26 protein-coding genes are annotated in these 20,757 nt (G+C 58.7%); 15 read left to right on the forward strand and 11 right to left on the reverse strand.

All coding sequences use genetic code 11. From position 1 onward, the window contains the following. Nucleotides 1-56: 56 nt before the first annotated feature. Together JRN21_02835 and JRN21_02840 are read right to left on the reverse strand one after the other, a co-directional pair. A complete protein-coding gene (locus tag JRN21_02835) occupies nucleotides 57-419 on the reverse strand; it encodes a hypothetical protein (GenBank protein ID MDG6988241.1) in 363 nt (120 codons plus the stop codon). 76 nt (nucleotides 420-495) lie between these two features. Further along, complete coding sequence (locus JRN21_02840; GenBank protein ID MDG6988242.1) at nucleotides 496-1,056, reverse strand: hypothetical protein; 561 nt, start codon at nucleotides 1,054-1,056, stop codon at nucleotides 496-498. A gap of 256 nt (nucleotides 1,057-1,312) precedes the next feature. Between JRN21_02840 and JRN21_02845 the strand changes: the two genes are divergently transcribed. The 6 genes from JRN21_02845 (at nucleotide 1,313) to JRN21_02870 (ending at nucleotide 4,512) form a co-directional block, all read left to right on the forward strand. Beyond that, complete coding sequence (locus JRN21_02845; protein ID MDG6988243.1) at nucleotides 1,313-1,768, forward strand: universal stress protein; 456 nt, start codon at nucleotides 1,313-1,315, stop codon at nucleotides 1,766-1,768. Nucleotides 1,769-1,772: 4 nt separating this feature from the next. Further along, complete coding sequence (locus tag JRN21_02850; GenBank protein ID MDG6988244.1) at nucleotides 1,773-2,201, forward strand: CBS domain-containing protein; 429 nt, start codon at nucleotides 1,773-1,775, stop codon at nucleotides 2,199-2,201. A 64-nt stretch (nucleotides 2,202-2,265) separates the two neighbouring features. Then, complete coding sequence (locus JRN21_02855; GenBank protein MDG6988245.1) at nucleotides 2,266-2,577, forward strand: hypothetical protein; 312 nt, start codon at nucleotides 2,266-2,268, stop codon at nucleotides 2,575-2,577. Next, nucleotides 2,574-3,497 (forward strand): NAD(P)-dependent oxidoreductase, encoded by a 924-nt coding sequence (locus JRN21_02860; protein MDG6988246.1) that lies wholly within the window; start codon nucleotides 2,574-2,576, stop codon nucleotides 3,495-3,497. The genes JRN21_02855 and JRN21_02860 overlap by 4 nt, the downstream gene beginning before the upstream one ends. A 23-nt stretch (nucleotides 3,498-3,520) precedes the next feature. Then, complete coding sequence (locus JRN21_02865) at nucleotides 3,521-4,165, forward strand: endonuclease III (protein MDG6988247.1); 645 nt, start codon at nucleotides 3,521-3,523, stop codon at nucleotides 4,163-4,165. Nucleotides 4,166-4,191: 26 nt separating this feature from the next. After that, nucleotides 4,192-4,512 (forward strand): hypothetical protein, encoded by a 321-nt coding sequence (locus JRN21_02870; GenBank protein MDG6988248.1) that lies wholly within the window; start codon nucleotides 4,192-4,194, stop codon nucleotides 4,510-4,512. On the opposite strand, the gene JRN21_02875 is transcribed toward JRN21_02870, so the two are convergent. Beyond that, complete coding sequence (locus JRN21_02875) at nucleotides 4,509-4,736, reverse strand: hypothetical protein (GenBank protein ID MDG6988249.1); 228 nt, start codon at nucleotides 4,734-4,736, stop codon at nucleotides 4,509-4,511. The genes JRN21_02870 and JRN21_02875 overlap by 4 nt on opposite strands. A 203-nt stretch (nucleotides 4,737-4,939) precedes the next feature. Here JRN21_02875 and JRN21_02880 point away from each other — a divergent pair, with 203 nt between their 5' ends. Beyond that, nucleotides 4,940-5,890, forward strand: a complete 951-nt coding sequence (locus JRN21_02880) for a metallophosphoesterase (GenBank protein MDG6988250.1) — start codon at nucleotides 4,940-4,942, stop codon at nucleotides 5,888-5,890. Here the strand turns inward: JRN21_02880 and JRN21_02885 are convergent. Both JRN21_02885 and JRN21_02890 read right to left on the reverse strand, forming a co-directional pair. Continuing rightward, nucleotides 5,887-6,804, reverse strand: coding sequence for an ABC transporter permease (locus JRN21_02885; protein MDG6988251.1), 918 nt, complete (start codon nucleotides 6,802-6,804; stop codon nucleotides 5,887-5,889). The two genes, JRN21_02880 and JRN21_02885, sit on opposite strands and share 4 nt — an antisense overlap. A 1-nt stretch (nucleotide 6,805) precedes the next feature. After that, a complete protein-coding gene (locus tag JRN21_02890; protein ID MDG6988252.1) occupies nucleotides 6,806-7,687 on the reverse strand; it encodes an ABC transporter ATP-binding protein in 882 nt (293 codons plus the stop codon). A gap of 145 nt (nucleotides 7,688-7,832) precedes the next feature. On the opposite strand from JRN21_02890, the gene JRN21_02895 reads away from it, so the two are divergent. The 4 genes from JRN21_02895 to pyk are packed head-to-tail and all read left to right on the forward strand — an operon-like array spanning nucleotide 7,833 to nucleotide 12,223. Continuing rightward, on the forward strand, nucleotides 7,833-8,402 hold the full coding sequence (locus tag JRN21_02895) for a PadR family transcriptional regulator (GenBank protein MDG6988253.1): 570 nt from the start codon (nucleotides 7,833-7,835) through the stop codon (nucleotides 8,400-8,402). A 60-nt stretch (nucleotides 8,403-8,462) separates the two neighbouring features. Next, complete coding sequence (locus JRN21_02900) at nucleotides 8,463-10,178, forward strand: MFS transporter (GenBank protein ID MDG6988254.1); 1,716 nt, start codon at nucleotides 8,463-8,465, stop codon at nucleotides 10,176-10,178. Between the two features lie 34 nt (nucleotides 10,179-10,212). Further along, complete coding sequence (locus tag JRN21_02905) at nucleotides 10,213-10,773, forward strand: hypothetical protein (GenBank protein MDG6988255.1); 561 nt, start codon at nucleotides 10,213-10,215, stop codon at nucleotides 10,771-10,773. A gap of 43 nt (nucleotides 10,774-10,816) precedes the next feature. Next, nucleotides 10,817-12,223: a pyruvate kinase gene (gene pyk, locus JRN21_02910; protein MDG6988256.1), complete on the forward strand. Its 1,407-nt coding sequence runs from the start codon at nucleotides 10,817-10,819 to the stop codon at nucleotides 12,221-12,223. Here pyk and JRN21_02915 read toward each other — a convergent pair. Next, nucleotides 12,220-13,773, reverse strand: coding sequence for a DEAD/DEAH box helicase family protein (locus JRN21_02915; protein MDG6988257.1), 1,554 nt, complete (start codon nucleotides 13,771-13,773; stop codon nucleotides 12,220-12,222). The two genes, pyk and JRN21_02915, sit on opposite strands and share 4 nt — an antisense overlap. 422 nt (nucleotides 13,774-14,195) lie before the next feature. Here JRN21_02915 and JRN21_02920 point away from each other — a divergent pair, with 422 nt between their 5' ends. Next, nucleotides 14,196-14,744: a vitamin K epoxide reductase family protein gene (locus JRN21_02920; GenBank protein MDG6988258.1), complete on the forward strand. Its 549-nt coding sequence runs from the start codon at nucleotides 14,196-14,198 to the stop codon at nucleotides 14,742-14,744. A 395-nt stretch (nucleotides 14,745-15,139) separates the two neighbouring features. Here JRN21_02920 and JRN21_02925 read toward each other — a convergent pair whose 3' ends face one another. Beyond that, on the reverse strand, nucleotides 15,140-15,295 hold the full coding sequence (locus JRN21_02925) for an AbrB/MazE/SpoVT family DNA-binding domain-containing protein (GenBank protein ID MDG6988259.1): 156 nt from the start codon (nucleotides 15,293-15,295) through the stop codon (nucleotides 15,140-15,142). A gap of 152 nt (nucleotides 15,296-15,447) precedes the next feature. Between JRN21_02925 and JRN21_02930 the strand changes: the two genes are divergently transcribed. Continuing rightward, nucleotides 15,448-16,803: a DNA cytosine methyltransferase gene (locus JRN21_02930; GenBank protein MDG6988260.1), complete on the forward strand. Its 1,356-nt coding sequence runs from the start codon at nucleotides 15,448-15,450 to the stop codon at nucleotides 16,801-16,803. A 1-nt stretch (nucleotide 16,804) separates the two neighbouring features. On the opposite strand, the gene JRN21_02935 is transcribed toward JRN21_02930, so the two are convergent. Beyond that, on the reverse strand, nucleotides 16,805-17,266 hold the full coding sequence (locus JRN21_02935) for a bsaAI (protein MDG6988261.1): 462 nt from the start codon (nucleotides 17,264-17,266) through the stop codon (nucleotides 16,805-16,807). A gap of 664 nt (nucleotides 17,267-17,930) precedes the next feature. Between JRN21_02935 and JRN21_02940 the strand changes: the two genes are divergently transcribed. Together JRN21_02940 and JRN21_02945 are read left to right on the forward strand one after the other, a co-directional pair. Beyond that, nucleotides 17,931-18,371 (forward strand): DUF559 domain-containing protein, encoded by a 441-nt coding sequence (locus tag JRN21_02940; protein MDG6988262.1) that lies wholly within the window; start codon nucleotides 17,931-17,933, stop codon nucleotides 18,369-18,371. A gap of 330 nt (nucleotides 18,372-18,701) precedes the next feature. After that, nucleotides 18,702-19,088, forward strand: a complete 387-nt coding sequence (locus tag JRN21_02945) for a hypothetical protein (protein ID MDG6988263.1) — start codon at nucleotides 18,702-18,704, stop codon at nucleotides 19,086-19,088. On the opposite strand, the gene cas1 is transcribed toward JRN21_02945, so the two are convergent. The 3 genes from cas1 to JRN21_02960 all read right to left on the reverse strand — a co-directional run bounded on the left by cas1 (nucleotide 19,089) and on the right by JRN21_02960 (nucleotide 20,693). Further along, a complete protein-coding gene (cas1, locus tag JRN21_02950) occupies nucleotides 19,089-19,769 on the reverse strand; it encodes a CRISPR-associated endonuclease Cas1 (protein ID MDG6988264.1) in 681 nt (226 codons plus the stop codon). A gap of 84 nt (nucleotides 19,770-19,853) precedes the next feature. After that, entirely contained in the window at nucleotides 19,854-20,213 is a 360-nt protein-coding gene (locus tag JRN21_02955; GenBank protein ID MDG6988265.1) for a CRISPR-associated endonuclease Cas1, read from the reverse strand. Nucleotides 20,214-20,216: 3 nt separating this feature from the next. After that, a complete protein-coding gene (locus JRN21_02960; protein ID MDG6988266.1) occupies nucleotides 20,217-20,693 on the reverse strand; it encodes a hypothetical protein in 477 nt (158 codons plus the stop codon). Nucleotides 20,694-20,757: the final 64 nt, after the last annotated feature.

Below are 20,757 nucleotides of genomic sequence, written 5' to 3' on the forward strand. Positions count from 1 at the left end.
TTCAAGTCACCCTTCGGGCCCTTTATAGCGTTGGGGCCGATTCTCAATATTGGCAATCATTTTACCTCTCTTATGGTGAGCCAGAGGCGCTTTAGCTTCTCCGCCACATCCTCGTTGATGGTCGCATCGACCTTCATGACCCCTCCCTCGAACGAGACGTTGACCGCCCGGTAGGCGCTCCTCAGGAGCTCATACTTCTTCCCCTCGGGGGTGACGACGATGCGCTCTATCACGAGTATCTGGGCCGCTAGGAGCTCGTGGACCCTCCTGTAGCATGTGCTCAGAGGTATGTCATTCTCCCGGCTCATGTCCTCGACGGACTTGCTATTCGGGATGGCAGCGAGGATGATCTTTCTGGAATATTCGTCCGCGAGCCCCTGGACCAGCGCATGGACCCGAGACGGCTCGGTTATCTCCAACCTCTCCGAATCCTTTCTTGAGCTTATTTGAGTATATGGCGGCCGCTACGGAAAGGAGGAGGAGGAGAAGCAGGACCTATTTTGCCCTACTTCTCATCACGTACCCTAGTCCACCCAGCAGCGCGCCAAGGCAAGCGACGAGGACCAGTCCGCCGATCGGGTCTACGAGTCCCCCGAGGATCTGGACGTGGACCTGGCCCGGGCTGAGGCCTTCGCCCCCGCTCGAGACAGGAGCGCTCGCCCACCCTGCGAGGTAACCCCCCCACATCATAAGGAACATCGAACCTGCCGCGCCGACGTTCATGAATATGAGGTGTCCCCATGCCAGGAGATTGGCGATCCCCTTGTACGGCTTCCCTTGGATTCCTTCGATGTAGAGGTAGAAGATGGCTGTGACTGCCATGGCGACTACGCCGACGACGAGGAAGGAGATGTACCCGGCGAACAGCCAGGTCCCAGCGCCGTTGGACGCTATGACTTTCGACGGAGAGTAGTATGTGTTGCTCGTGAAGAATTCGATGGGGTCGATGATGAGGACCGTCGCGATCACCGCGAACAGCCCTTCGATGATTGCCGCCAGGATGAACCTGCCGGCCCACTTGCTCTCGGTGGCAAGCGGCCGTGTCGTGTTTTCCATGGGTGGCGCGCCCGTGCCCTGGGCTTATAACGGCATAACACGATTTTCGCGCCTGATAATCAGTTTTAGGGCGTATCTCGCCTCGTTGGCCGTTCAAAAGGGCTTCCCGAACCAGGCCCTCCGCTCACCTTGATGCGGGTGTGACGGTTGCGCGACTCCCCAGGGACGGAGGACAGCTTCATGCGATTCTGACGTTCTCAACGGTGGGAATCGGAGGAGCGCGTTAAATAGTGAGGGGGTTCCAAAAAAACTGAACATGGCGAACAACGCGGGGTTCAAGCTGATAGTCGTCGCCTTCGACGGCTCGGATGACTCGGCGACCGCGGTGCAGCTGGCTGCCTCGGTGGCAAAGAAGTATGGTGCCGGACTCGTAGTCGCCCACGTGTACAACTCTCCTGCCATGGCGCTCGCCGGCGGGCCCGGGATGCCGATGCCCGACTACTCAGCGCTGGAGACGGCGGCGAAGGACACAGGTCGGTCGGTCCTGTCTCGCGGCGTCCAGCTGGCGGCCCAAGCGGGGGTGAAGGCAGGCGGAGAGCTCATAGAAGCCTCGTCCGTGGTCGAGGCGCTAGTGGGGTTCGCATCTGACCAGGATGCCGACCTTCTGGTCGTGGGGACCAGGGGGATGACAGGGTTCAAGAAGCTCGTGGTCGGGAGCGTGTCATCGGGGCTCGTCAGCCACGCCCACTGCCCGGTCCTGGTGGTGAGGTGATCCGATGATCTACGTGAGAGACGTGATGACGAGGGACGTCAAGACCATCGACTCGCGCTCCACAATACTGGACGCAGCGAAGGCGATGGCGAAATGGAGGATAGGCGCCCTCGTGGTCACCGAGGGGGCCAAGCCCGTAGGGATAGTGACCGAGGGGGACATCTCTAGAAGCGTCGCCGACGGCGTGGATCCGTCCACCGCCCTGGGGAAGTTTGGGACGAAGAGGCTGCTGACTGTGTCCCAGGACGAGAAGGTCGAGGTGGCAGCGAAGATGATGTCAGACGCGAGGGTCAAGAAGCTCCCGGTTATGGAAAAGGGTGCCCTCGTCGGGATCATCACGCAGACGGACATCGTGGGCTCCAGCTTCTCGCTGGTCACCTCGCTGAAAGAGATGGTGGAGGCCCGTTACCGGCCTCCTGACTTCGAGATGTGACAGCCGCTCCGCCCCACGCGTCGAGAACTTCCTTTAAGCACCCTCAGGGCGGGGCACAAACCGCTTGACCCTCCCAGAGTACCAGATCGTGGTGGACTTCGTGAGCGAAGGAGAGGTGGCCAACCTCATCAAAGGTTTCGTCGAAGTAAGAGGTACTCGGGTCAGGTTCTCCGGGGTAGCCTACGGCCGTTTCGGCGGGCAGAACTTCTCGCCCCAGTTCTCGAAGCGCGCCCGCGACGAGCTGACGAGGCTCACTGGCGACTTCCCGAAGTTCGAGGAGGACATGCAGATGAGGCTCGTCCGGGGGGAGTTCGAGGCGAAACCCGGCAAGGGCGAGCATCACCATCATCACCATCTGGGAGAGCAGCCTGCTTGAACCTACTGGTAGGAGCGACCGGTTTCGTCGGCGGGCACCTGGTCGAGTACCTGTTCCAGCAGGGGGAGATCTCGAAAGGCGTGTTCCGGAAGGGGTCCCATCTCAAGATAATGGACCTGAACGGGGTGCAGGGGATAGAGGCCGACCTCGCAGACCACCACGCCCTCCACGAAGCCATGGAAGGAGCGGACACGGTCTACAATCTCGCGTCGCCCATGCCCGGCGAGGCAGACGGGTTCCAGAAGACGAGCACGGAAGGGCTTCTGAACCTCCTGGAAGTCGCTTCAGAGGCGAAGGCCAAAGCTTTCGTGCACCTGAGCACCCTGGACGTCTACGGCTTCGCTGCGGGGCAGATCGGCCCTTCGACACCACTCCGTCCTTCAGGAGAGTATCAAAAGTCAAAAGCGGAGGCCGAGCGCCTTCTCCAGGACTTCGCAAAACGGAGCGGCACGCCGAGGGTGACGATAATCAGGGCCGCTAGGGCCCTAGGCTCAAGGGACGAGTCGCTCGTAGTCCCATTGCTGAAGATGGTCGGCGGCGGAAAGGTCATAGTGCCGAAGGGGGAGCAGATGTCGTACACGCATCCCAGGGACATCGCCAAGGCGATGTACGGAGCGGCCATCGGAAACCCCCAGACAGGGAACGTCTATTCTGTGAAGTCGTTCGAAGCCACCCCCGAGGAGCTGGCAGGTGCCCTTGCCTCGGCCTTGGGGAAGGAGACCCAGATCAAGAAGGAGGGGTTGTTCACAGGGGGCTCGCTCCCCCGATACACGTCGGATCAGCTGAAGGCGTCGCTCCGCATAGCCGTCCAGCCGTCCTGGAAAGATATCAGCTACGCCCCTGACTACACTCTGAAGGGCGCCTGCGAGGAGATATCGGCCTGGTACAGAAAGGAACCCTGGGTGACAGAGAGCGCCTAGGCATCCCGGAGATACTCCGGGAGATGCGGAGGATGGTCCATGCCTCTGCCGACAGGAGGGCCACCGCGCTTGCCCGCCTCAAGGAAACGGAAGACTCGGACCCCTTCAGGATACTCATCGGCACCATCCTGTCTCACAGGACCAAAGATGAAAACACGGCCAGAGCAACTGAAAACCTGTTTTCAAGATACGCTAGCCCCGCCGAGCTCGCGAAGGCCGACCCCAGGGTGGTGCGCCGCCTCATCAGACCGTCCGGGTTCTACAACATGAAGGCCCGGAACATAATACGGGCGTCCAGGCAGCTCGTCACAGAGTTCGGCGGGGACGTCCCGGACAACGAAGAAGACCTTCTCAAGATCCACTCCGTCGGGAGGAAGACGGCGAACTGCGTCCTGGTCTACGCCTTCGACAAGCCTGCCATCCCGGTCGACACCCACGTCCATAGGATATCCAACAGGCTCGGACTTGTCAGGACAAGGAAGCCCGAAGAGACCGAGTCTGAGCTGGTCCGGACGGTCCCCAGGCGCTACTGGTTGGAGCTCAACGACCTCTTCGTAAGATTCGGACAGACCACCTGCAAACCCATCGGGCCGAAGTGCCCCACATGCAGCCTCAAAGGGACATGCGCCTACTATCGGGACGTGGTCGTGAAGCGCAAACCTTCATAGCCACAACATCTTTGCCGTGGACGGCCGTGCCGACACTCGAGGAGTCAAAGAAGAAGATCGAAGAGCTAGTGAAAGCCAAGGGGTTCGGCAACACTCCGCAGGAGATAGCCAACAAGCTGCTCTTCGCCTTCATCGAGCTTGGCGAAGCCGGGGACTCCTGGAAGAAGGGGAAGGCCGCCGAAGAGACGATCGAGGAGCTGATAGACGTGATCTTCTATGTCCTGGACGCTTCGAGGCTGATAGCGCCGGACGCCAACATGGACGAGGTCTTCGAGAAGAAGTGGGCCAAGAACATGGGACGACCTTTCCAGTATGGGGAAGGGTTCCGTTCGAAGCAGGCCGGCTAGCCTGTCTTCACCCAAGTAACCTGCTTGTCAGCGTGGCAGACATACCCCTCGAAGCTGCCGCCCTTCCTGTCGGTGACCGGCTCTGTCCTCTTCAGGGGGCGGCCGCAGGAGAGGCACTCCTGCCCGGAGTCGTACTGCTTGACCTTCCCCCAGTCGAGCATGAAATACGTCAGCCACAGGGGGGAGACGTCTGTCTTCATCTCACCAACGCCGTCGCGTCCCATCCACAGGCAGTTGGCTGCAAGCTGCTAGAAAAAGCTCGCCATCGACGCGGGTCAAATCCGCAGGGCGAAGATGGGATCACCAAAGCGGTCGACCCGGCTGCCTAGGGCTGCCCCCTCGGCTGTGCTCGGACCGCCCGATTCAACACGCGAATGCCAAGCGAGCGTTAAATACGGACTGACGGTCCGCGGCACCACAATTTTCCATGATCCGCATCTTCTTCACCACCGACGTCCACGGCTCCGAGACGTGCTACAGGAAGTTCCTCAACGCTGCGAAGTTCTACAAGGCAGACGTCCTCATACTCGGGGGAGACATCACCGGGAAGCTCTTGGTCCCCATCGTCGAGCGCCCCGACGGGAAATACGAGGCCTCGGTCTTCGGAGAGCGGGCTGTCTTCGGCTCGGACAGGCTGGCCGAGACTAGGCGGACCCTCCAGGACGCGGGGCAGTACTCCTTCGTCACGACCGAAGCCGGGCTCTCCGAGATGAAGGCCGACCGAGCGAGGGAGGAGGCGGTGTTCAACGGGGCCATGGCGGAGGTCCTCCGGTCATGGGTGAAGCTCACAGAGGAGAAACTAAAGGGGACGGCGGTCAAGTGCTATGTGTCCCCGGGAAACGACGACAGGTTGGAGCTCGACTCCGAGCTGGTCGACTCGGGGCAGTTCGTCAACCCTGAGAACAGGGTGGTCGAGTTGGACGGGGGGTTCGAGATGATCACTCTCGGATACGCCAACCCGACCCCGTGGAAGAGCCCGCGGGAGGTGAGCGAAGGGAAGCTCGGGGAGATGATAGAGGCGCTGGCCTCTAAGGTGAACAGGCCGGAAGACGCCGTGTACAACCTCCACGTCCCGCCGGTCAACACAGAGCTGGACAAGGCCCCGGCGGTCAGCCACGACTTCAGCTACGTCAAGGAAGGGCTCGGGATCAAGGTCATCCATGTTGGGAGCTCCGCGGTGAGGAGGGCAATCGAAGTCCACGTCCCTCTCCTGGGGCTCCACGGTCACATACACGAGTCGAAGGGGTTCGCCAGGATCGGACGGACCCTCTGCCTCAACCCGGGGAGCGAGTATTCCGATGGGGTGCTCCGGGGAGCGCTAGTGAACCTGCAGCCTGGGAAAGGGAATGTTCACGACTTCGTGCTTACCAGCGGCTAGCTGGTGAACTCCTTCTTGACGAAGAGCCAGAGCCCCAGGGCGGCCATCACGACAAAGTAGGCCACGAGTATCTCCAGCCCTTCGGGGACGGTGGCGGAGTATGTTGAGATGGCGAAGTGGGAGTTGGCGTTGGTCTGGTTCCTGCCCAGGGCCGCGCCAAGGGACTCGGTCACCTTGTGCTGGGGGTAGGGGGACACGAGTATGCTGGAGATGATCCCCGCGCCATAGGTTATGGAATACCAGGGCTCGATTCCGGCGACGAACATCGAGACATCGTCAATCACACCGAAGACGAAGAGCAGGAGGATGACGCTCATGAGTATCGAGATTGAGCTGCTCTTGAACAGGGAGCTGAACGCGAAGGTCAGCGACAGTGCGGCGACGAGGTACACCCAAGCGAACAGGAGCGACTGCTCGAACTCCCACGGGACCGTCCCCGGGAAGTAGAACAGCCCGTTCCCCATCACTATCACAGCGAAGACGACGAGAATTATCGTCGAAGCTATGAGCGCGGCGAACCACTTCCCCACGTAGATGGCCGACCTCCGAATCGGGTTGGGGACGAGGAAGTAACCGGTCCTGTTCTGGAACTCGCCTGAAATCGCGTCTCCTCCGAAGAACGCGGCGGAGAGGATTACGACCAGGCTGGAGAAGCTGAGGAAGCCGCCCGTCCCGCCCCAGGCCGCCCCGTAGAAACCGAGGACCGCCTGCGAAGCCGGGGTCCCCGGGAGCCCCAGGAAGGCTACCGGCCTGTAGTATCCGACGAGGGCAGTGAGAAGGACTGAGATGAGCAGTATGATGGCCAGCATGACATAGAAGCGCCTCGCCCTGAAGTAGTTCAGGAAGTTGTATTTCGTCACCGTGACGACCTGCGAAAGGGACCCGACCCGGGTCGCGCTCGCCTTCGTCCCCATCCTAGAGCGTCTCCTTGATCAAGCTGAGGTATGCGTCCTCTAGCCCGCTTGAAGGCTGGAAACTGACCGCCCCTGCCTTCAGTCCCGCCACCCCTTCGAAGAGCTTATCCTGGGATATGGTCCCTGCGTCGAACCTCACTATCAGGTGCCTGTCGTTGGACCTGGTGACCTCTTTGACCCCGTTTATCTTCTGGACCATGGCCTCCGTCTGGGCGTCCACGTTCCTCGCGAAGCCGATCTCCACCGCCCCGCCCCCGCCTGCGAACTTCGCGGTGACGTTCTCAATGGTGTCGTAGACAAGTAGCTTCCCGTGGTCTATCATGGCTACCTCGTGGCAGACCTCGGTGACCTCGGCGAGGAGGTGCGAGCTCATGAACACCAGCCTGTCGTTCAGGGACTTCACTATGTCTCTCACCTCGCTCATCCCTCGCGGGTCCAGGCCGGTGGAAGGCTCGTCCAGTATGATCACTTCTGGGTCGCTCAGGAGGGTGGAGGCGACATTGACGCGCTGCTTCATCCCCTTCGAAAAGCTCCCTACCTTCTTGTCCTCCCATTCGGTCATCTTGACCTTCCCCAAGGCTTCGTCTATCCGGTTTCTCCTCTCGCCGGCCGCCACCCCTCTTATCTCGCAGAGCATGGAGAGGGCTTCTCTCGGAGTGAGGGAAGGGTAGATCTCGGGGGTCTCGATCAGGGTGGCGCACGACGAGAGCGCCGCTTTCTTGTCTTTGCTCACGTCTATCCCGCCTATCTGCGCCGAGCCGGCGGTCGGCGAGATGAGTCCTGTGAACATCTTCATGGTGGTCGTCTTCCCGGCCCCGTTGGGTCCCAGGAACCCCACGCACTTCTTCCCTTCGACCTTGAGGTTGAGCCCGGACACGGCCATGAAGCTGCCGTACGTCTTGGTGAGCTGCACTGCTTCAAGAGATGGCAAAATGAAGTTGGGGAGGCGGTCCGGTGGTGGCCATTTAAGTATTATCGAATACGATATCCTTTACACTTTTTATAGTCCTCACCAGGTGCACGAACGAATGCCCAGGAACCTCCGGCGGAAATGGCTCCGCCCTCAGGCCGTCCCCAGAGGGTTCTTCAGGCTCTACATCCTTACGCTTCTTTCACGCGGCGACGAGACCGGTTACTCGATCACACAGAAGATCCTTGACATGACCGAGGGCGCTTGGAGGCCCGGTCCAGGGACGATGTATCCGATGTTGAAGGGGCTCGCCTCTGACGGGCTGGCGAAGGCTGCGCCTGCCGCCAAAGGGTCGGGGAAGGCGTACTCCATTACCATGAAGGGACGGCGGGAGCTGGAGAAGATGCGAGAGAACCTGGCGGGGGCCGGCCGAAGGGAGAAGGTGGTGGGGAGGCTGTTCGCGGACTTGCTTCCGCCGTCCGTGTACGTGCCGGCGATGGTGAACAGATATCGCGAGGGAATCGACCTTCTGAGGCAGAAAATCCTCGAAGTCCCTGAGGCAGACAGGTTCATCCAGTTAAAGGAGCTGAAACTCGTGCTGGAGTCCCAGCTCCGGTGGGTCGAGCTCCAGCTCGACGAAAAGGTGGTTATCAGGGGGCCTGTGCTGAAGGCCCGACACAGGCAATAGAGGAGAGTCCCGACGCCAGAGCTCCGCTTAGTCTGTTACATGGAGGAGGGCGCCTAGTCTATGGAGTACAAGTGGACCGTCCTCTCCAACACGACCATCGGCGTGCTGATGGCGACCATCGACGGGACTATCGTCATGATCTCGCTCCCGGCCATCTTCAGGGGGATCGACATCAACCCGCTCGCCAACGGCTCCTTCGAGTACCTCCTCTGGCTCCTCTTCGGGTACAGCATCGTCACGGCGACCCTGCTGGTAACCTTTGGCCGGATCTCCGACATGCTGGGGAGGGTGAGGCTCTACAACATGGGGTTCGCCATCTTCACCGTGGGCTCTCTCCTGGCCGCCTTCACCCCGAACCAGGGGAACCTGGGAGCCATCGAGCTGATCGTGTTCAGGATCGTCCAGGGCGTGGGAGCGGCGTTCCTATGGTCCAACAGCGCCGCCATAGTCACCGACGCTTTCCCTCCCAACGAAAGGGCCCAGGCCCTGGGGATCAACATGGTCGCCGCCCTAGCAGGGTCGCTCCTGGGGATCATCATGGGAGGAGTCCTGGCGGTCTTCAACTGGAGGTACATCTTCCTGGTGAGCGTCCCCGTGGGGATTTTCGGTACGGCCTGGTCCTACCTCAGGCTGAAGGAGATAGTGGCCGTCAGGAAGCACCAGAAGCTCGACTACTGGGGGAACCTCGCGTTCGCCGCCGGTCTGATACTCATACTCGTCGGCGTGACATACGGCCTCCTCCCCTATGGCTCCTCTGACATGGGGTGGGGGAGCCCCTGGGTCGTCGGGTCACTGCTCGGAGGGCTGGCATGCCTCGTCATCTTCCCTTTCATCGAGATGAAGGTGGAGGACCCGATGTTCCACCTCAACCTCTTCAGGAGCCAGGCCTTCAGCGCCGGGAACTTCGCCGGTCTGCTTGCCTCCATCGGGAGGGGAGGGGTGCAGCTGATGCTCATCATACTTCTCCAGGGGATATGGCTCCCTCTGCACGGGTACTCGTATGAGTCAACCCCCTTCTGGTCGGGGATCTACATCACGCCGATGCTGCTGGGATTCGTCATAATGGGCCCTCTCAGCGGCAGGATCGCAGACAGGCACGGTGCCAGGTTCCTCGCCACCACAGGGATGGTCATAACCGCAGCCACCTTCCTCATGCTGTCTTTCCTCCCCTATGATTTCAGTTTCCCCGTTTTCGCAGTGATCATATTCGTGATGGGACTGGGGGGTGGGATGTTCGCAGCCCCCAACACAGCTGCCATCATGAACGCGTCTCCCCCTGAGCAGAGGGGGGCTGCTTCGGGGATGAGGGCTACGATACAGAACGTCGGGCAGACGGCGAGCCTCGCAGTCTTCTTCTCAATCGTGCTCGTCGCTCTTGCCGCTTCGCTCCCGGGGGCGATAGCCAGCGCCCTCGCCACTGCCGGGGTCCCGGGGCTCGCAGCCTACTTCCAGAACCTCCCCCCGACTAGCGCCCTCTTCGCCGCCTTCCTCGGCATCAACCCGATGCAGTCAGTCCTGGCAGCGACAGGCGCGGCGAGCTCCCTCCCCGCCAGCACCTACAGCACCCTCACGGGGAAGGTCTTCTTCCCGACGGCCATCGCTCCGGCGTTCATGGCCGCTCTCAGGCTCACCTTCTACATCGGCGCCGGGCTTTCGCTTGCCGCCGCCGTCGCCTCGGCACTGCGGGGGAAGAAGTACGTCCACGGGGAGGAGCACATTCCCAGCCCTGCGGCTGCGCCTACCGAGGAGACCGAAGCCGTAGCCGCAAAGCCTTAACCTCATCGCCTTGTGGAGCGGGGCCACCCACCAAATGGCGCAGGACAAGCAGACGGTCAACGTGCTGGTGCTCGAACTGGCGACGATGGTGGTCGCAATCTCGCTGGCCTTCACGGCGACATTCGTGGCATCATTCGACATCAACACCGTCGTGGCCTACATCTTCTCCAACGTGGTGGTGATCTGGTTCTGGTGGGGCTACGTGGTGGACAGGCTGTCCTTCCCCCCGAAGACTATGGCGTTCCCGCTCCTCGACATCCTCATCCTGATCCTGATCTCCCTGGTCCCGTTCGCGCTCAAGCTCAGGGAGACATACTACATCGCGAGCGTCGTGGGGGTCCTCATCATCGTCTGGGCTTTCCTGATCAGGTTCATAGTGGCTGAATACAGGGGAGAGCTCTCCCTGCAGACGGAGAGTGCACTCTCCAGGGAGGTCAGGCAGAGGCTGACGATAGGCCCGCTCTTCGTCGCTGACGCAGCACTGAGCTATCTGGTCCCCTTCGCGGGGCTGCTGGCTTTCGTCGCCCTGGCCCTCCTTACGGTCTCCATGAACACGAGGCTGAGGCGCCAGAACAGGGTTCCGGCCGTCGGATGAGGGCCTACGTTTATTCTGAGCCGGTAGGAGGGACAGGCCCGGGTTGAGGAAGACAAAGATCGTCGTGACGGTCGGCCCGGCCAGCAGGGACCCCGAAACCGTCAGGAAGCTCATACCTCTGGTGGACGTCTTCAGGATAAACTTCTCGCACGGAGACAGGGCGAGCCACGTCGAGGAGATCAGGACCATCAGGAGGGAGTCCAAGAGCCTCGGGAAGAGCGTCGCGATACTGCAGGACCTCCCGGGGCCCAAGATCAGGGTGGGGAAGATAGCGGGAGACGCCGTGGAGCTCAAGCAGGGGTCGAGGGTCGTCCTGGACGCTTCATCAGATGAGGGGACTCCCCTCCGGGTCCCGGTTAACTACCCTGCGCTGCTTCACTCCGTGGCCAGGGGGGACGTCCTTCATCTGGCCGACGGGGTGATTAAGCTCAGGGTCGAAGACGCCTCGGGAGAATCGGTCGCCTGCACAATCTTGGCCGGGGGGGTCCTGGGGTCGGGGAAGGGGATCAACGCCCCCGGAGTGAAGCTCAAGATCGACTACCCGACGAAGCGCGACGTCTCTCACCTTCGCTTCGGGCTGACGCATGGAGTGGACTTCGTCGCCGCGTCCTTCGTCCGGACCCCTTCGGACCTCCAGGCGATGCGCAGGCTGATCCCCAAGGAGGGGCCGATGCTAGTGGCCAAGGTGGAGAAATCGGAGGCGGTGAAGAACTTCGACGCCATCCTGGCGGAGGCGGACGCCGTCATGGTCGCCAGGGGAGACCTCGGCATCGAAGTCCCCATCGAGACCGTCCCTGCCATTCAGAAGAGGATAACATCGAAGTGCCGGGAGGCGGGGAAGCCGGTCATCGTTGCGACGCAGATGCTGGTGAGCATGGTGAGCTCCCCTGTCCCAAGCCGGGCAGAGGTCACAGACGTCTCGAACGCCATCCTTGAAGAGTCAGACGCAGTGATGCTCTCTGACGAGACGACGGTGGGGAAGTATCCGGTCGACGCGACCCGCATGCTCGACAAGATCGCCCGGACCACGGAGAAGTATCTCCCCGCCTACGACCAGCGCCCCCTCAGGTCAGGTGTAGGGGAGACGGGACCCGCCATAGCGAGGGCGGCCTGCGGGCTCGCCGCGTACGTAGGGGCCAAGGCGATAGTCGCGCCCACCCAGACCGGTGCGACGGCCAGGAGGGTCTCCATGAACAGGCCCCGCGAGCCGATAATAGCAATCTGCGCCGACAGGCGGGTTTCGAGGCGGCTGAACCTGTACTGGGGGGTGGTGTCCGTGGTCTCCAGGCAGGCGATGACCGTCGACTGGCTCTTCCAGCGAGCGGACGCCGTGGCGGAGGAGCTCGGGCTCGCCAAGAAGGGGGACAGGATCGTGGTCACTTCCGGGACCCCGGGGGTCAGAGGGACCACCAACCACATCAAGGTCTCGGTGGTCGGGCGCAAGGACTAGCCCAGGAAGTCCATCAGGGTGGGCTCCTTCGCCCTCCTTCTGGACGGCCTCTGGCTCGTGCCTTTGACGAGCTCCTTCATCCTGCTCTCCTTCATGAGCGTGCTGTAGTAGTATGACTCGTCCACCGTCCCCTCCGCCAGCAGGATGACCACCCTCCCCTCCCTCGTCCTCCCGGTCCTCCCGCGCCGCTGTATGTACCTGATCTCCGAGGGGACCGCCTCGTAGAACACTACCAGGTCCACGTCCGGGACGTGGAGCCCCTCCTCCCCGATGCTGCTGCTCACTAGGACCTTGAACTCTCCCTTCCTGAACAGCTCGAGCGCCTCAGTCTGCATCTGCTGGTCCATCCCCGCGCTCCCTTCCCTGTCTGCCTGACCGACGAACCTCCTGGCGCTGACCCCAGACCCGTCGAGGGCCTTTACGATGTCTTCAATCGTGTCCCTGTACTGGGTGAAGACTATCACCCTGGAGTCGGGTTTCCTGGCGAGCTGGGTCCCCACGACAGAAAGGATCACTGACATCTTGGGGTGGGGGACCGACGCGAGCTTGGCGGCCTCCTCCTCGGCCTTCTGCCACTTCGGGTCTCTGACGAGGGACGCGATCGCCTTCCCCTTGTCGGGCCTCTCGCGCACCTTCTCGAGGTACCTGAGCAGCGGCGGCGCCCCCTGCGTCTCCACCATCTCCAAGGCATGGAGGATCGCGACCGCCTGCGCCTGGTTGATGATGGCCCCGAATATGTACCCCTTCTGCCCGCCGTTCGCCTGGGCTGACTTCAACCTGGCAGAAATCGCGTTCCGCGCTTCGAGCAGCGCCTTCTTCGACACCCTGTTGCTGCGGAGGAACCCTCCCTTCAGGAGTTTCTGCACCTTGTCGTTGTAAAGCTCCCTCAGCCTGAGGATTGTCTCATAGTACTCGTCCGGGACCTTCACCCTGATTGGCTCTACGTCGGTCTTCTCTACGTACTCCCTGACGTCCTCGCTCTCCTCGCTCCTCGCTTCGACCCGCTCGATGAACAGGTTCCGTTTGATCTCATTGATCTTCTCCCTCGACGCGCCGGGGGACGCCGTGAGCCCGAGGACGAGCGGACTTGCCGCACTCTCTCTGTAAGCGGCGGCGAGCTTTGTGTAGGTGTAATCTTTCACGCTCCTGTGTGCTTCGTCGAAGACGGCGAGGACGACGTCCTTCATGGAGACCCTTCCACGGCTGACGTCGTTGTAGACTGTCTGGGGGGTAGCGAAGACCACCCGGGCCTTCAACCAGAGGAGCTCGCGCTCGCTCGGGTCGATGGTCCCTGTAAGGGCTACCAGGCTGTCCTGGGGGAGTTTGAGCGCGGAGGCGAAGGCCCTCTGGTGCTGCAGGACCAGGGGCCTCGTAGGGGCGAGGACCATGACCTTCGACTCAGGGTGCTTCGAAAGGAGCCGCTCTGCCACCATCACGGCGATCACCGTCTTGCCCAGGCCCGTGGGGAGGACCACCAGTGTGTTTTCCGAGGCCGCCGTGTCAGCTATCTTCTTCTGATACTCCCTGGCCTCGAACCCGGAAGAAAGCAACCAGACCGGTGCGGGCCAGATTCGACTAAAAGCCTTGCCTCCCCGATTCGGGACTCCGCTTAAACGACCGGGAAATTTCGTGGTCTCGTGTGGGTCAGGACGCTTATCCTGACAGGGCGGAGGGAGCGGCCGCGTCGGTGCCATCCCGCGTTTCGGCCGTCCGGCCCCTCCCGGCTTCCCTGGCCGTCCCTTCCAGTCACTCGCGGTCTGGGAACAGGGCCGGAGGAGGGTCCCGTTGCTCGGCACCGGCAAGAGTTATGTGGTCGCCTGCTCCCTCGCGGCCGACACGTCACCACTGCAGGGAAAAGGAACCGAATGCGCTCGTCAGGGAAGGGGTCGGTGCATGACTTGACTCGTGAGACCAACACGGGGGTCTGCAACGGCTCTCCCGTCTGGGTTTCAGGCAGGGGGTCGCAACGCGGGTGGAGCCGGAAGCTCACGGGGTGGGTGCCGCGTTGAGGATATCGAAGCTCAAGCTCCTCATTCTCGTCGCCATGTCAGCCTTCGGGCTCTGGGCGTCAGGGACCGTCCTGCTGATATTCTACACCCTCAACCAACAGCTCCCTTTCTGCCCGACGGGCACCTTCTTCGGCCTGCACTTCGACTGCGGAGCGGTCCTGAGCAGCCCGTACAGCAGGGTGTTCGGCGTCCCACTCGAGCTCCTCGCCATGGCGTACTTCATGGTCAACCTCGGGATGGTCTACCTCATCGCGTTCGGGTCCGCGCGGGTCTCGGACTTCATGCTGGAGGCGCTCTTCGGCTGGCGGTTCATCGGCGTGATCATAGTTCCTTACCTGCTCTTCGTCGAGCTCTACGTCATCCGGGCCATCTGCGTGTACTGCACCATGATGCACGTAGCCATCGTCTTGGACTTCGTCGTAGTCAGCTACCTCCTCTTCTTCGGGAAATCCTCCCCCTGGGCTGAGGCACCGGAAGGGGCTCCCGCGCAAGTCCCCGCTACAGGCTCCTGAGCCCCCGAAAGAACCCACGACGAACCGGGGGCGCGAAAGGGGCGTGCAAGGAGAACGACGGCAAGGCCCCACAGACGAAGGCGCCTCGAGGGCTTCCCCGACAGCGTGGAGGGGCTGGCTGCTAGAGTGCAGGCGATGCACAGTGAAGCTGGAATTCAAATCCGGGCGACCTCGCATTGGGTTCTCCCTCTCGTTTGTGACTGCATGCCCGTGCGCCTGTATCTCCGCGTGCGTGTGAGAGAAGAAGCGAGTGCGCTCTCTCTCTCGTTTGTGCCTGTACCTGTTCCTGCCTGCGCCTGCCCGTGTGCGTGTGTGTGCCCGCGCGAGAGAGACCGAGAGAGACCGCCTGAGAGAGCCCGGGAGGGCGCGTGAGTGTGCATGAAGAGAAACTAAACTTACTTGACCTTTCGAACGTGAAACGTGGAATCAGACACGACGATTCCCACTGTGGAACCCTCAGAAAGGCTCAAGGCTCTACACACCTCCTTGGGTATAGTCATCCGCAAACTGTTTCCAACCTTCACGACTTTTACTTCGAATTCTACCGGCACTAACGTGTATCCAAGGGATATACACTTAAGTATATGTATATCCGTAGGATATACATATTGGGGAACGTTACACTTTCAGAAACAGGTAAGCGATGTTCCCTTGTTAGCAGGGAGACGCTTAAAGCACCTGAAGGCTTGGTGAATCGACGTCAATGAAACAGGCCGTAAGCTTGTTCACGGGTGGTGCGATTGGAGATACTGGTTTTCGAGCCGCAGGTTACACTTACACGACTATGTGCGAAATCGATGCCGACCGGGCTCAACTTGCAAAGTTGAATTTCCCGGACACTAAGGTAATCTCGCAAAACATATGGGAGTGCAAGAATGAATTCGTCGATGTCACAAGGAAAACCTTGGGCCCTGGCGAGAACCCGTTTCTTGCGGTGTGCACTGCCCCTTGTCAAGGGATGTCGAAGAGTGGTCAAGGAACACTTCTTCGAAGGATACGAGAGGGGAAGCGGCCAAAGCTTGACCCAAGAAATCGGCTTATCCTTCCTGCGCTCGAAATCATCTCTGCGCTGAAACCTCAGTTCGTCGTCTTTGAGAACGTCTGCGAGATGCGTAACACGGTGATCGAAGTCGAAAATGGCGAAGCAGGATTGATTCTAGACGTAATCAGAAAGGCGTTAGGGCGGACTTACTCGGGAGAAGCCTACGATGTGGAATTCGCGGACTACGGAATTCCTGAGCGCCGAAAGCGACTGATTACTATCTACACCAGAGACGAGAATGCTGCTGCAGCTTACGAACGAGGTGTATCGCTATTGCCCGCTCCGACCCACTCGGCAAAACCCAAGCCTGGACTTGGGCATTGGATTACAGCGAAGGATGTCCTATCGCGATTCCCCCAGCTTGATGCAAAGGGCGAAGACACTGCTTCAGACAAGACTATTCCCTTCCATAGAGTAGCGGTAATGGACCCCAAGAAGTACAACTGGATCAAGTACGCGCCCCCAGGTGCATCTGCATTTGACAACCAATGCATCAATCCATCATGCATGTATCAACTCAATAGGGCTCATGGGGCAGAACGGAATCATGAGGGTATCAATCAAGCGAAGAAGGACACTCCTTTGTATTGCGAGAAGTGTGGTAGTCTCCTCCCTAGGCCTTACACCATTGGGGTCGACGGCAAGATGCGAATAATGTCTGGTTACACAAGCGCATACAAACGAATGGAGCCCGACCTTCCAGTCCCAGCGCTGACTCGTAATCTCTTCTATGTCTCATCTGACAACAAGGTGCATCCTTTCCAGAACAGGGTTCTCTCCCTAGCAGAAGCGCTTGTAATCCATACTATTGCTGACTATCATTACTCTTGGGGACCTTTCAGAAGCAGACAAGGGAGGATTTCAGATGCTGCGCCTGATACCCTCATAGCCGATGTTATCGGCGAAAGCGTGCCGCCCAGATTCTTCGAACTTCTTGGTCGACACCTCTTGAACCTTAGCGAAGGTCAAACAAGTTTGGTGCGAAGAAGCAAAATAACACAGTCGAAGCTGAGCTAACTCAAACAGGCACAGGCTTCGGAACTCCAAACACTTCGGAAAGAGGCTTGAGATAGAAATCGTCTTTCGGCAGCACCATCCAGCCTTCGCCCATTCTCTTAACGCCGCTCCTCTTCATTACGGAGACGCTCGTAGCATGGCTGTCCTCTCTGGGAACGACCATATTGCCCCAATCGTCAACAGTCAGGTCATTCCGATAGAAGGCGGCGAGGAATGTGGGCAATGTTTCTACGAAGTCCCAATACACACCAAGTAGACTCTTGGTCTCGCGATGATGAGCCTTCCACTCTGCGCTGACGAGCCCCGTCTCGATTCTTGACATGCCGATTGCCGGCTTTGGTTTGATGCTCGCCACGGGAGTGTTCCCGCAAGTCGCTTTGACTTCGACTCCCCCGTAAGGATATGGACTCCAGTACCTCTTGTCTGTGTTAATCTTACCTCTCGAATCAGTTAGCTTCTTCAAGTATGTCCTGCTCTCGGGAGTGAGAGCACAAAGGTCTGGGTAGCCGTCTTGGTTCTGATTCTTCAGGAATTTGTCCCTGTGCGCCAGTAATACCTGTTTTGCGAAGATTTCGCCCATTAAAGCACTCAGGTTCCTGAGACCTAGCAACTCGAAGAGGTCGAACTCATACAGCGAAGAGAAAACCTGCAGTCTTTCCGTAACCCTGCTAGCGCCGATAAGGCAATTCTTTATTGTGGTGGCGTCCAGACCCCATCTAGCCGCTGAGTTCTGAGTATACAGCAATTCGGATGAAGATCGCGAACTGTTTACGTTGAACTCAATGGAATTCCGCTTTGAACTTCCAGACTTTCCCCCTTGGTGGATGTCGAGTGCGGCCTCAGCCAAGACATACTCTGTCATCGAATTCTCGTCGAGGAACCGCAGAAGTCCATCCACATCTGTGGGTATCTTCTTGGCACCTAGTCCGCTGAATCTGGACTCCCTAATCACGGACACAGTAGCTTTGACCAATAACTGAAGTAGGTTGTGTTCCTTTTCCAATATGAAGAACACGGCCGTGAAGACCGGTCTCTTGAGCATTTCGAACCACACAGAAAGCCTGCAAGCGCGTGGTACACAGTATAATGTCGTGAATTAATAGGCCGAAGTGCCATGTGAGCCTCGTATGGAACCGAAAAGGCGTGACATCTTCTCACCTGAAAAGCGAAGCGATGTCATGTCTAGGATAAGGGGCAAGTACAGCAGGCTGGATATTAGGATGAAGAAAATCCTCGCCAAATCGGGTTTGAGATATCAGATGTATCCGAACCTTTTCGGAAAGCCCGACTTCTTAGTGGAGGACCGAATTGCCGTCTTTTGCGATAGCAGTTTTTGGCATGGTAAGAATTGGGGCCGACTACGCCGCAAACTGCTGTTGGGTCGTAATTCCGATTATTGGGTTTCGCATATCAATGCAAACAGGCAGAGAGATCGCCGTGTAACGGCGGAGTTGAGAAAGAGAGGTTTCAAGGTAGTCAGGTTTTGGGATGTTGATATCCAGAAGACGCCGAACTCAGTAGTGGGCAAGTTACATAGCGAATCAGAGCTTATTGAGGGGCATAGTTGATGCATTGATTCATTGCCAATTGACGACCGCTTCCTGAGAGTCAACAGTGGCCTGAACCCAAGTGACCGCGTATATCTCATTGACTCGGGACGATTGGCAAGACTTCAAAGGAAAGGCAAGGTAGTGTGTTACACATGTGGAAAGGCAATAGTGCAAGGTGAGTGGGTTGTTCTCAAACAGGGTAATCGTAGCGGGAAAGTGCGCCATCTAGCTTGTGCGTCAAAGGTTGGGTTGGTCAACCTGCCAAATCCTAGGGTTTATGACGTAAGATCGCCCAAGCAAAATAGCAAAGGCTGGTTGTGCGTAAGTAAGCCCGGAAATCTGAGGAAGATGAAGGGCATGGGAATTTACGGCGTCAGCAAGCGCGATGCAAGCAGGTTGAACCTAATTCGTCCGGGCGATGACCTATTTGTGTTCGCCCCAGGAGATATCGCCAAGGTCATTGGTCACTGCCGAGTCCAGTCTAGCATCTATCAGACTGACAGGCTAGACTCGTACAAGTACCCCTATCGTATCAGAGTGAAGTTCCTTTGGGATGCCGAGAAACATCCAGACCTAGGGGTAACCTTGCCGTGGAGTATCGGTGACGACCTGAGGATTGAACCCAACTTCTCGCTCCGCGCCTTGTTCCAACTTACACCCAAGGCCAAATCAGACCTTCTTTCAGAGATTTATCGGGATGACCGCTTGGATAGGAAGAGAAGTGAATCCAACTAATCACTGGAAGAATTGCCTGGTCTTCTCGTAAAGTCTGACTGACCCGGTTTCCTCTAGGCGCTTCTTCTGATACCAAAGCGTGGATTTAGCCATCCCGAGCTCACGATGCGACTTCGTGAGGATCATCTCCTTTACAGTGTCCTTCTCGAACGCCTCTTTGACCTTGACTGGCCTCAGCACGAACTCCATGTTCTGGTTCCTCCCTAGGAGGAAATTAGCGAACCTCCGCGTGTTCTGGATGATCTCCTCTAGCTTCAGGCCGAGCTTGAAGTTCATGAAGAGCAGGCTGATCGTCCTCTGAGACAACATGGCTTCGTAAGTATCAGTCAGGAAGTGGTTCCTGTCCTTGGCATTGAGTTGTTCCAAGGTCTGAATCACCGCATAATCTGAGTTGGTCCGCCACAGCTCCATCAAGTCGTAGACTAGCCCCCTGCTGTTCCCCATCGCGTGGACGAAGGGGATGGAGTTGTCCAAGCCCATGGCGTTGGTCGCCCGCCTGACGTAGGTCTGCAGGAGGGCATAGGAGTAGTTCATCAGCGCGTTGACGAAGTCAGGAGCTTTCTGGTTGTGCTCGGTGCTGGTTCTGCCCCTGAACTCGAACCCAAGCTTGTTGGACACTCTCTGAATCTGCCTGAAGTATTCAATCGCATACCCTGCTTCGTGGCCTCTGAGGTAGTCCATGTCGCCGAGCCTTGATTGTGTGAAAGGAGGGATGACTGGAACCCTCACGGGGTGGTTCTTGGCGAGGCTGCTGAGGAACTCCTGCTATCGCTTTTCCTTTGCTTCTATGATGGACCTGGCGATCTTCAGGCGTTTGCCCTGGTCAAGGTAGCTCTGATACTGTGCGACCCTCAACTCGTTTGAGGTAGGCTCGTCAGGAAGAAGCTGTGCCAGCACGTTCCCCTTCCAGTTCAGGACTGTCACGCTAACGTTGTGGACGACAAGCCAGTTGATTGCAGCCAAGGAAATCCAGCCCTGGCCCCGCTGAATTACGATGCTGTCGTATGGGATCTCTCTCGGCCTGAACTCCTCGATGACCTTCTCGTCCTTCCTGTCCATGACGACCAAGGAGTGATCTTTGATGCTCAGGCTGACGACTTCGGTGTCTATGTATAATGGCCGCACGACTCAAGACCTCTCGTCATCACGCATGGACATTCGTGTGTGTGACCGAGGGCGCTTTACCCCCAATGGCCTCAGAACACCAACGCCGCCCATCTCATCAAACCGCCTTCGCATTTGAGGACGCAGCTTGTAGACCCCAAACTTGGTCATAACAATTGTAGGTTCGTCCAGCTCCGACAGAATCTTACGATACTGACCCGCCGTGATGGATTCTGGTCTCTTGGCCAGTTTCAACTCCTGCACGAGGGCGACTTTCGCTGGGTCACTCTGGCAAAGCTCCTTGAGATTCCTGGTGAGCGACAGTGAGTAAAGACCCGTTACTTGCATAAGCTCTTTGTAGGTCATGAAATCGAATTCCTTTTCTTCGTAAAGAGACTTGAGTATTTTGTATTGGCTTTGGGACTTGACGAAATCAATGTATCTGTTCCAGTCGCTAGGCTTCCAGCCAACTTTTTTCATCGGATGATACTGGTAGTCCAATAAACTATCTATCGTTTAGCCATTTGGGCCCTTCCTACATTCACAATGGCTAAAGTGAATGCAG

Source organism: Nitrososphaerota archaeon (assembly GCA_029785825.1).
In the GTDB taxonomy this organism is placed as follows: domain Archaea; phylum Thermoproteota; class Nitrososphaeria; order Nitrososphaerales; family Gagatemarchaeaceae; genus UBA183.

Bases quoted from the DNA above. Each gene is read 5' to 3' on its own strand.
- JRN21_02840 (MDG6988242.1), bottom strand. From the start codon at position 1,056: ATGGAAAACACGACACGGCCGCTTGCCACCGAGAGCAAGTGGGCCGGC.
- JRN21_02845 (MDG6988243.1), top strand. From the start codon at position 1,313: ATGGCGAACAACGCGGGGTTCAAGCTGATAGTCGTCGCCTTCGACGGC.
- JRN21_02850 (MDG6988244.1), top strand. From the start codon at position 1,773: ATGATCTACGTGAGAGACGTGATGACGAGGGACGTCAAGACCATCGAC.
- JRN21_02865 (MDG6988247.1), top strand. From the start codon at position 3,521: ATGCGGAGGATGGTCCATGCCTCTGCCGACAGGAGGGCCACCGCGCTT.
- JRN21_02875 (MDG6988249.1), bottom strand. From the start codon at position 4,736: ATGGGACGCGACGGCGTTGGTGAGATGAAGACAGACGTCTCCCCCCTG.
- JRN21_02880 (MDG6988250.1), top strand. From the start codon at position 4,940: ATGATCCGCATCTTCTTCACCACCGACGTCCACGGCTCCGAGACGTGC.
- JRN21_02885 (MDG6988251.1), bottom strand. From the start codon at position 6,804: ATGGGGACGAAGGCGAGCGCGACCCGGGTCGGGTCCCTTTCGCAGGTC.
- JRN21_02890 (MDG6988252.1), bottom strand. From the start codon at position 7,687: ATGGCCGTGTCCGGGCTCAACCTCAAGGTCGAAGGGAAGAAGTGCGTG.
- JRN21_02895 (MDG6988253.1), top strand. From the start codon at position 7,833: ATGCCCAGGAACCTCCGGCGGAAATGGCTCCGCCCTCAGGCCGTCCCC.
- JRN21_02900 (MDG6988254.1), top strand. From the start codon at position 8,463: ATGGAGTACAAGTGGACCGTCCTCTCCAACACGACCATCGGCGTGCTG.
- JRN21_02905 (MDG6988255.1), top strand. From the start codon at position 10,213: ATGGCGCAGGACAAGCAGACGGTCAACGTGCTGGTGCTCGAACTGGCG.
- JRN21_02930 (MDG6988260.1), top strand. From the start codon at position 15,448: ATGAAACAGGCCGTAAGCTTGTTCACGGGTGGTGCGATTGGAGATACT.
- JRN21_02940 (MDG6988262.1), top strand. From the start codon at position 17,931: ATGGAACCGAAAAGGCGTGACATCTTCTCACCTGAAAAGCGAAGCGAT.
- JRN21_02945 (MDG6988263.1), top strand. From the start codon at position 18,702: ATGAAGGGCATGGGAATTTACGGCGTCAGCAAGCGCGATGCAAGCAGG.
- cas1 (MDG6988264.1), bottom strand. From the start codon at position 19,769: ATGGACTACCTCAGAGGCCACGAAGCAGGGTATGCGATTGAATACTTC.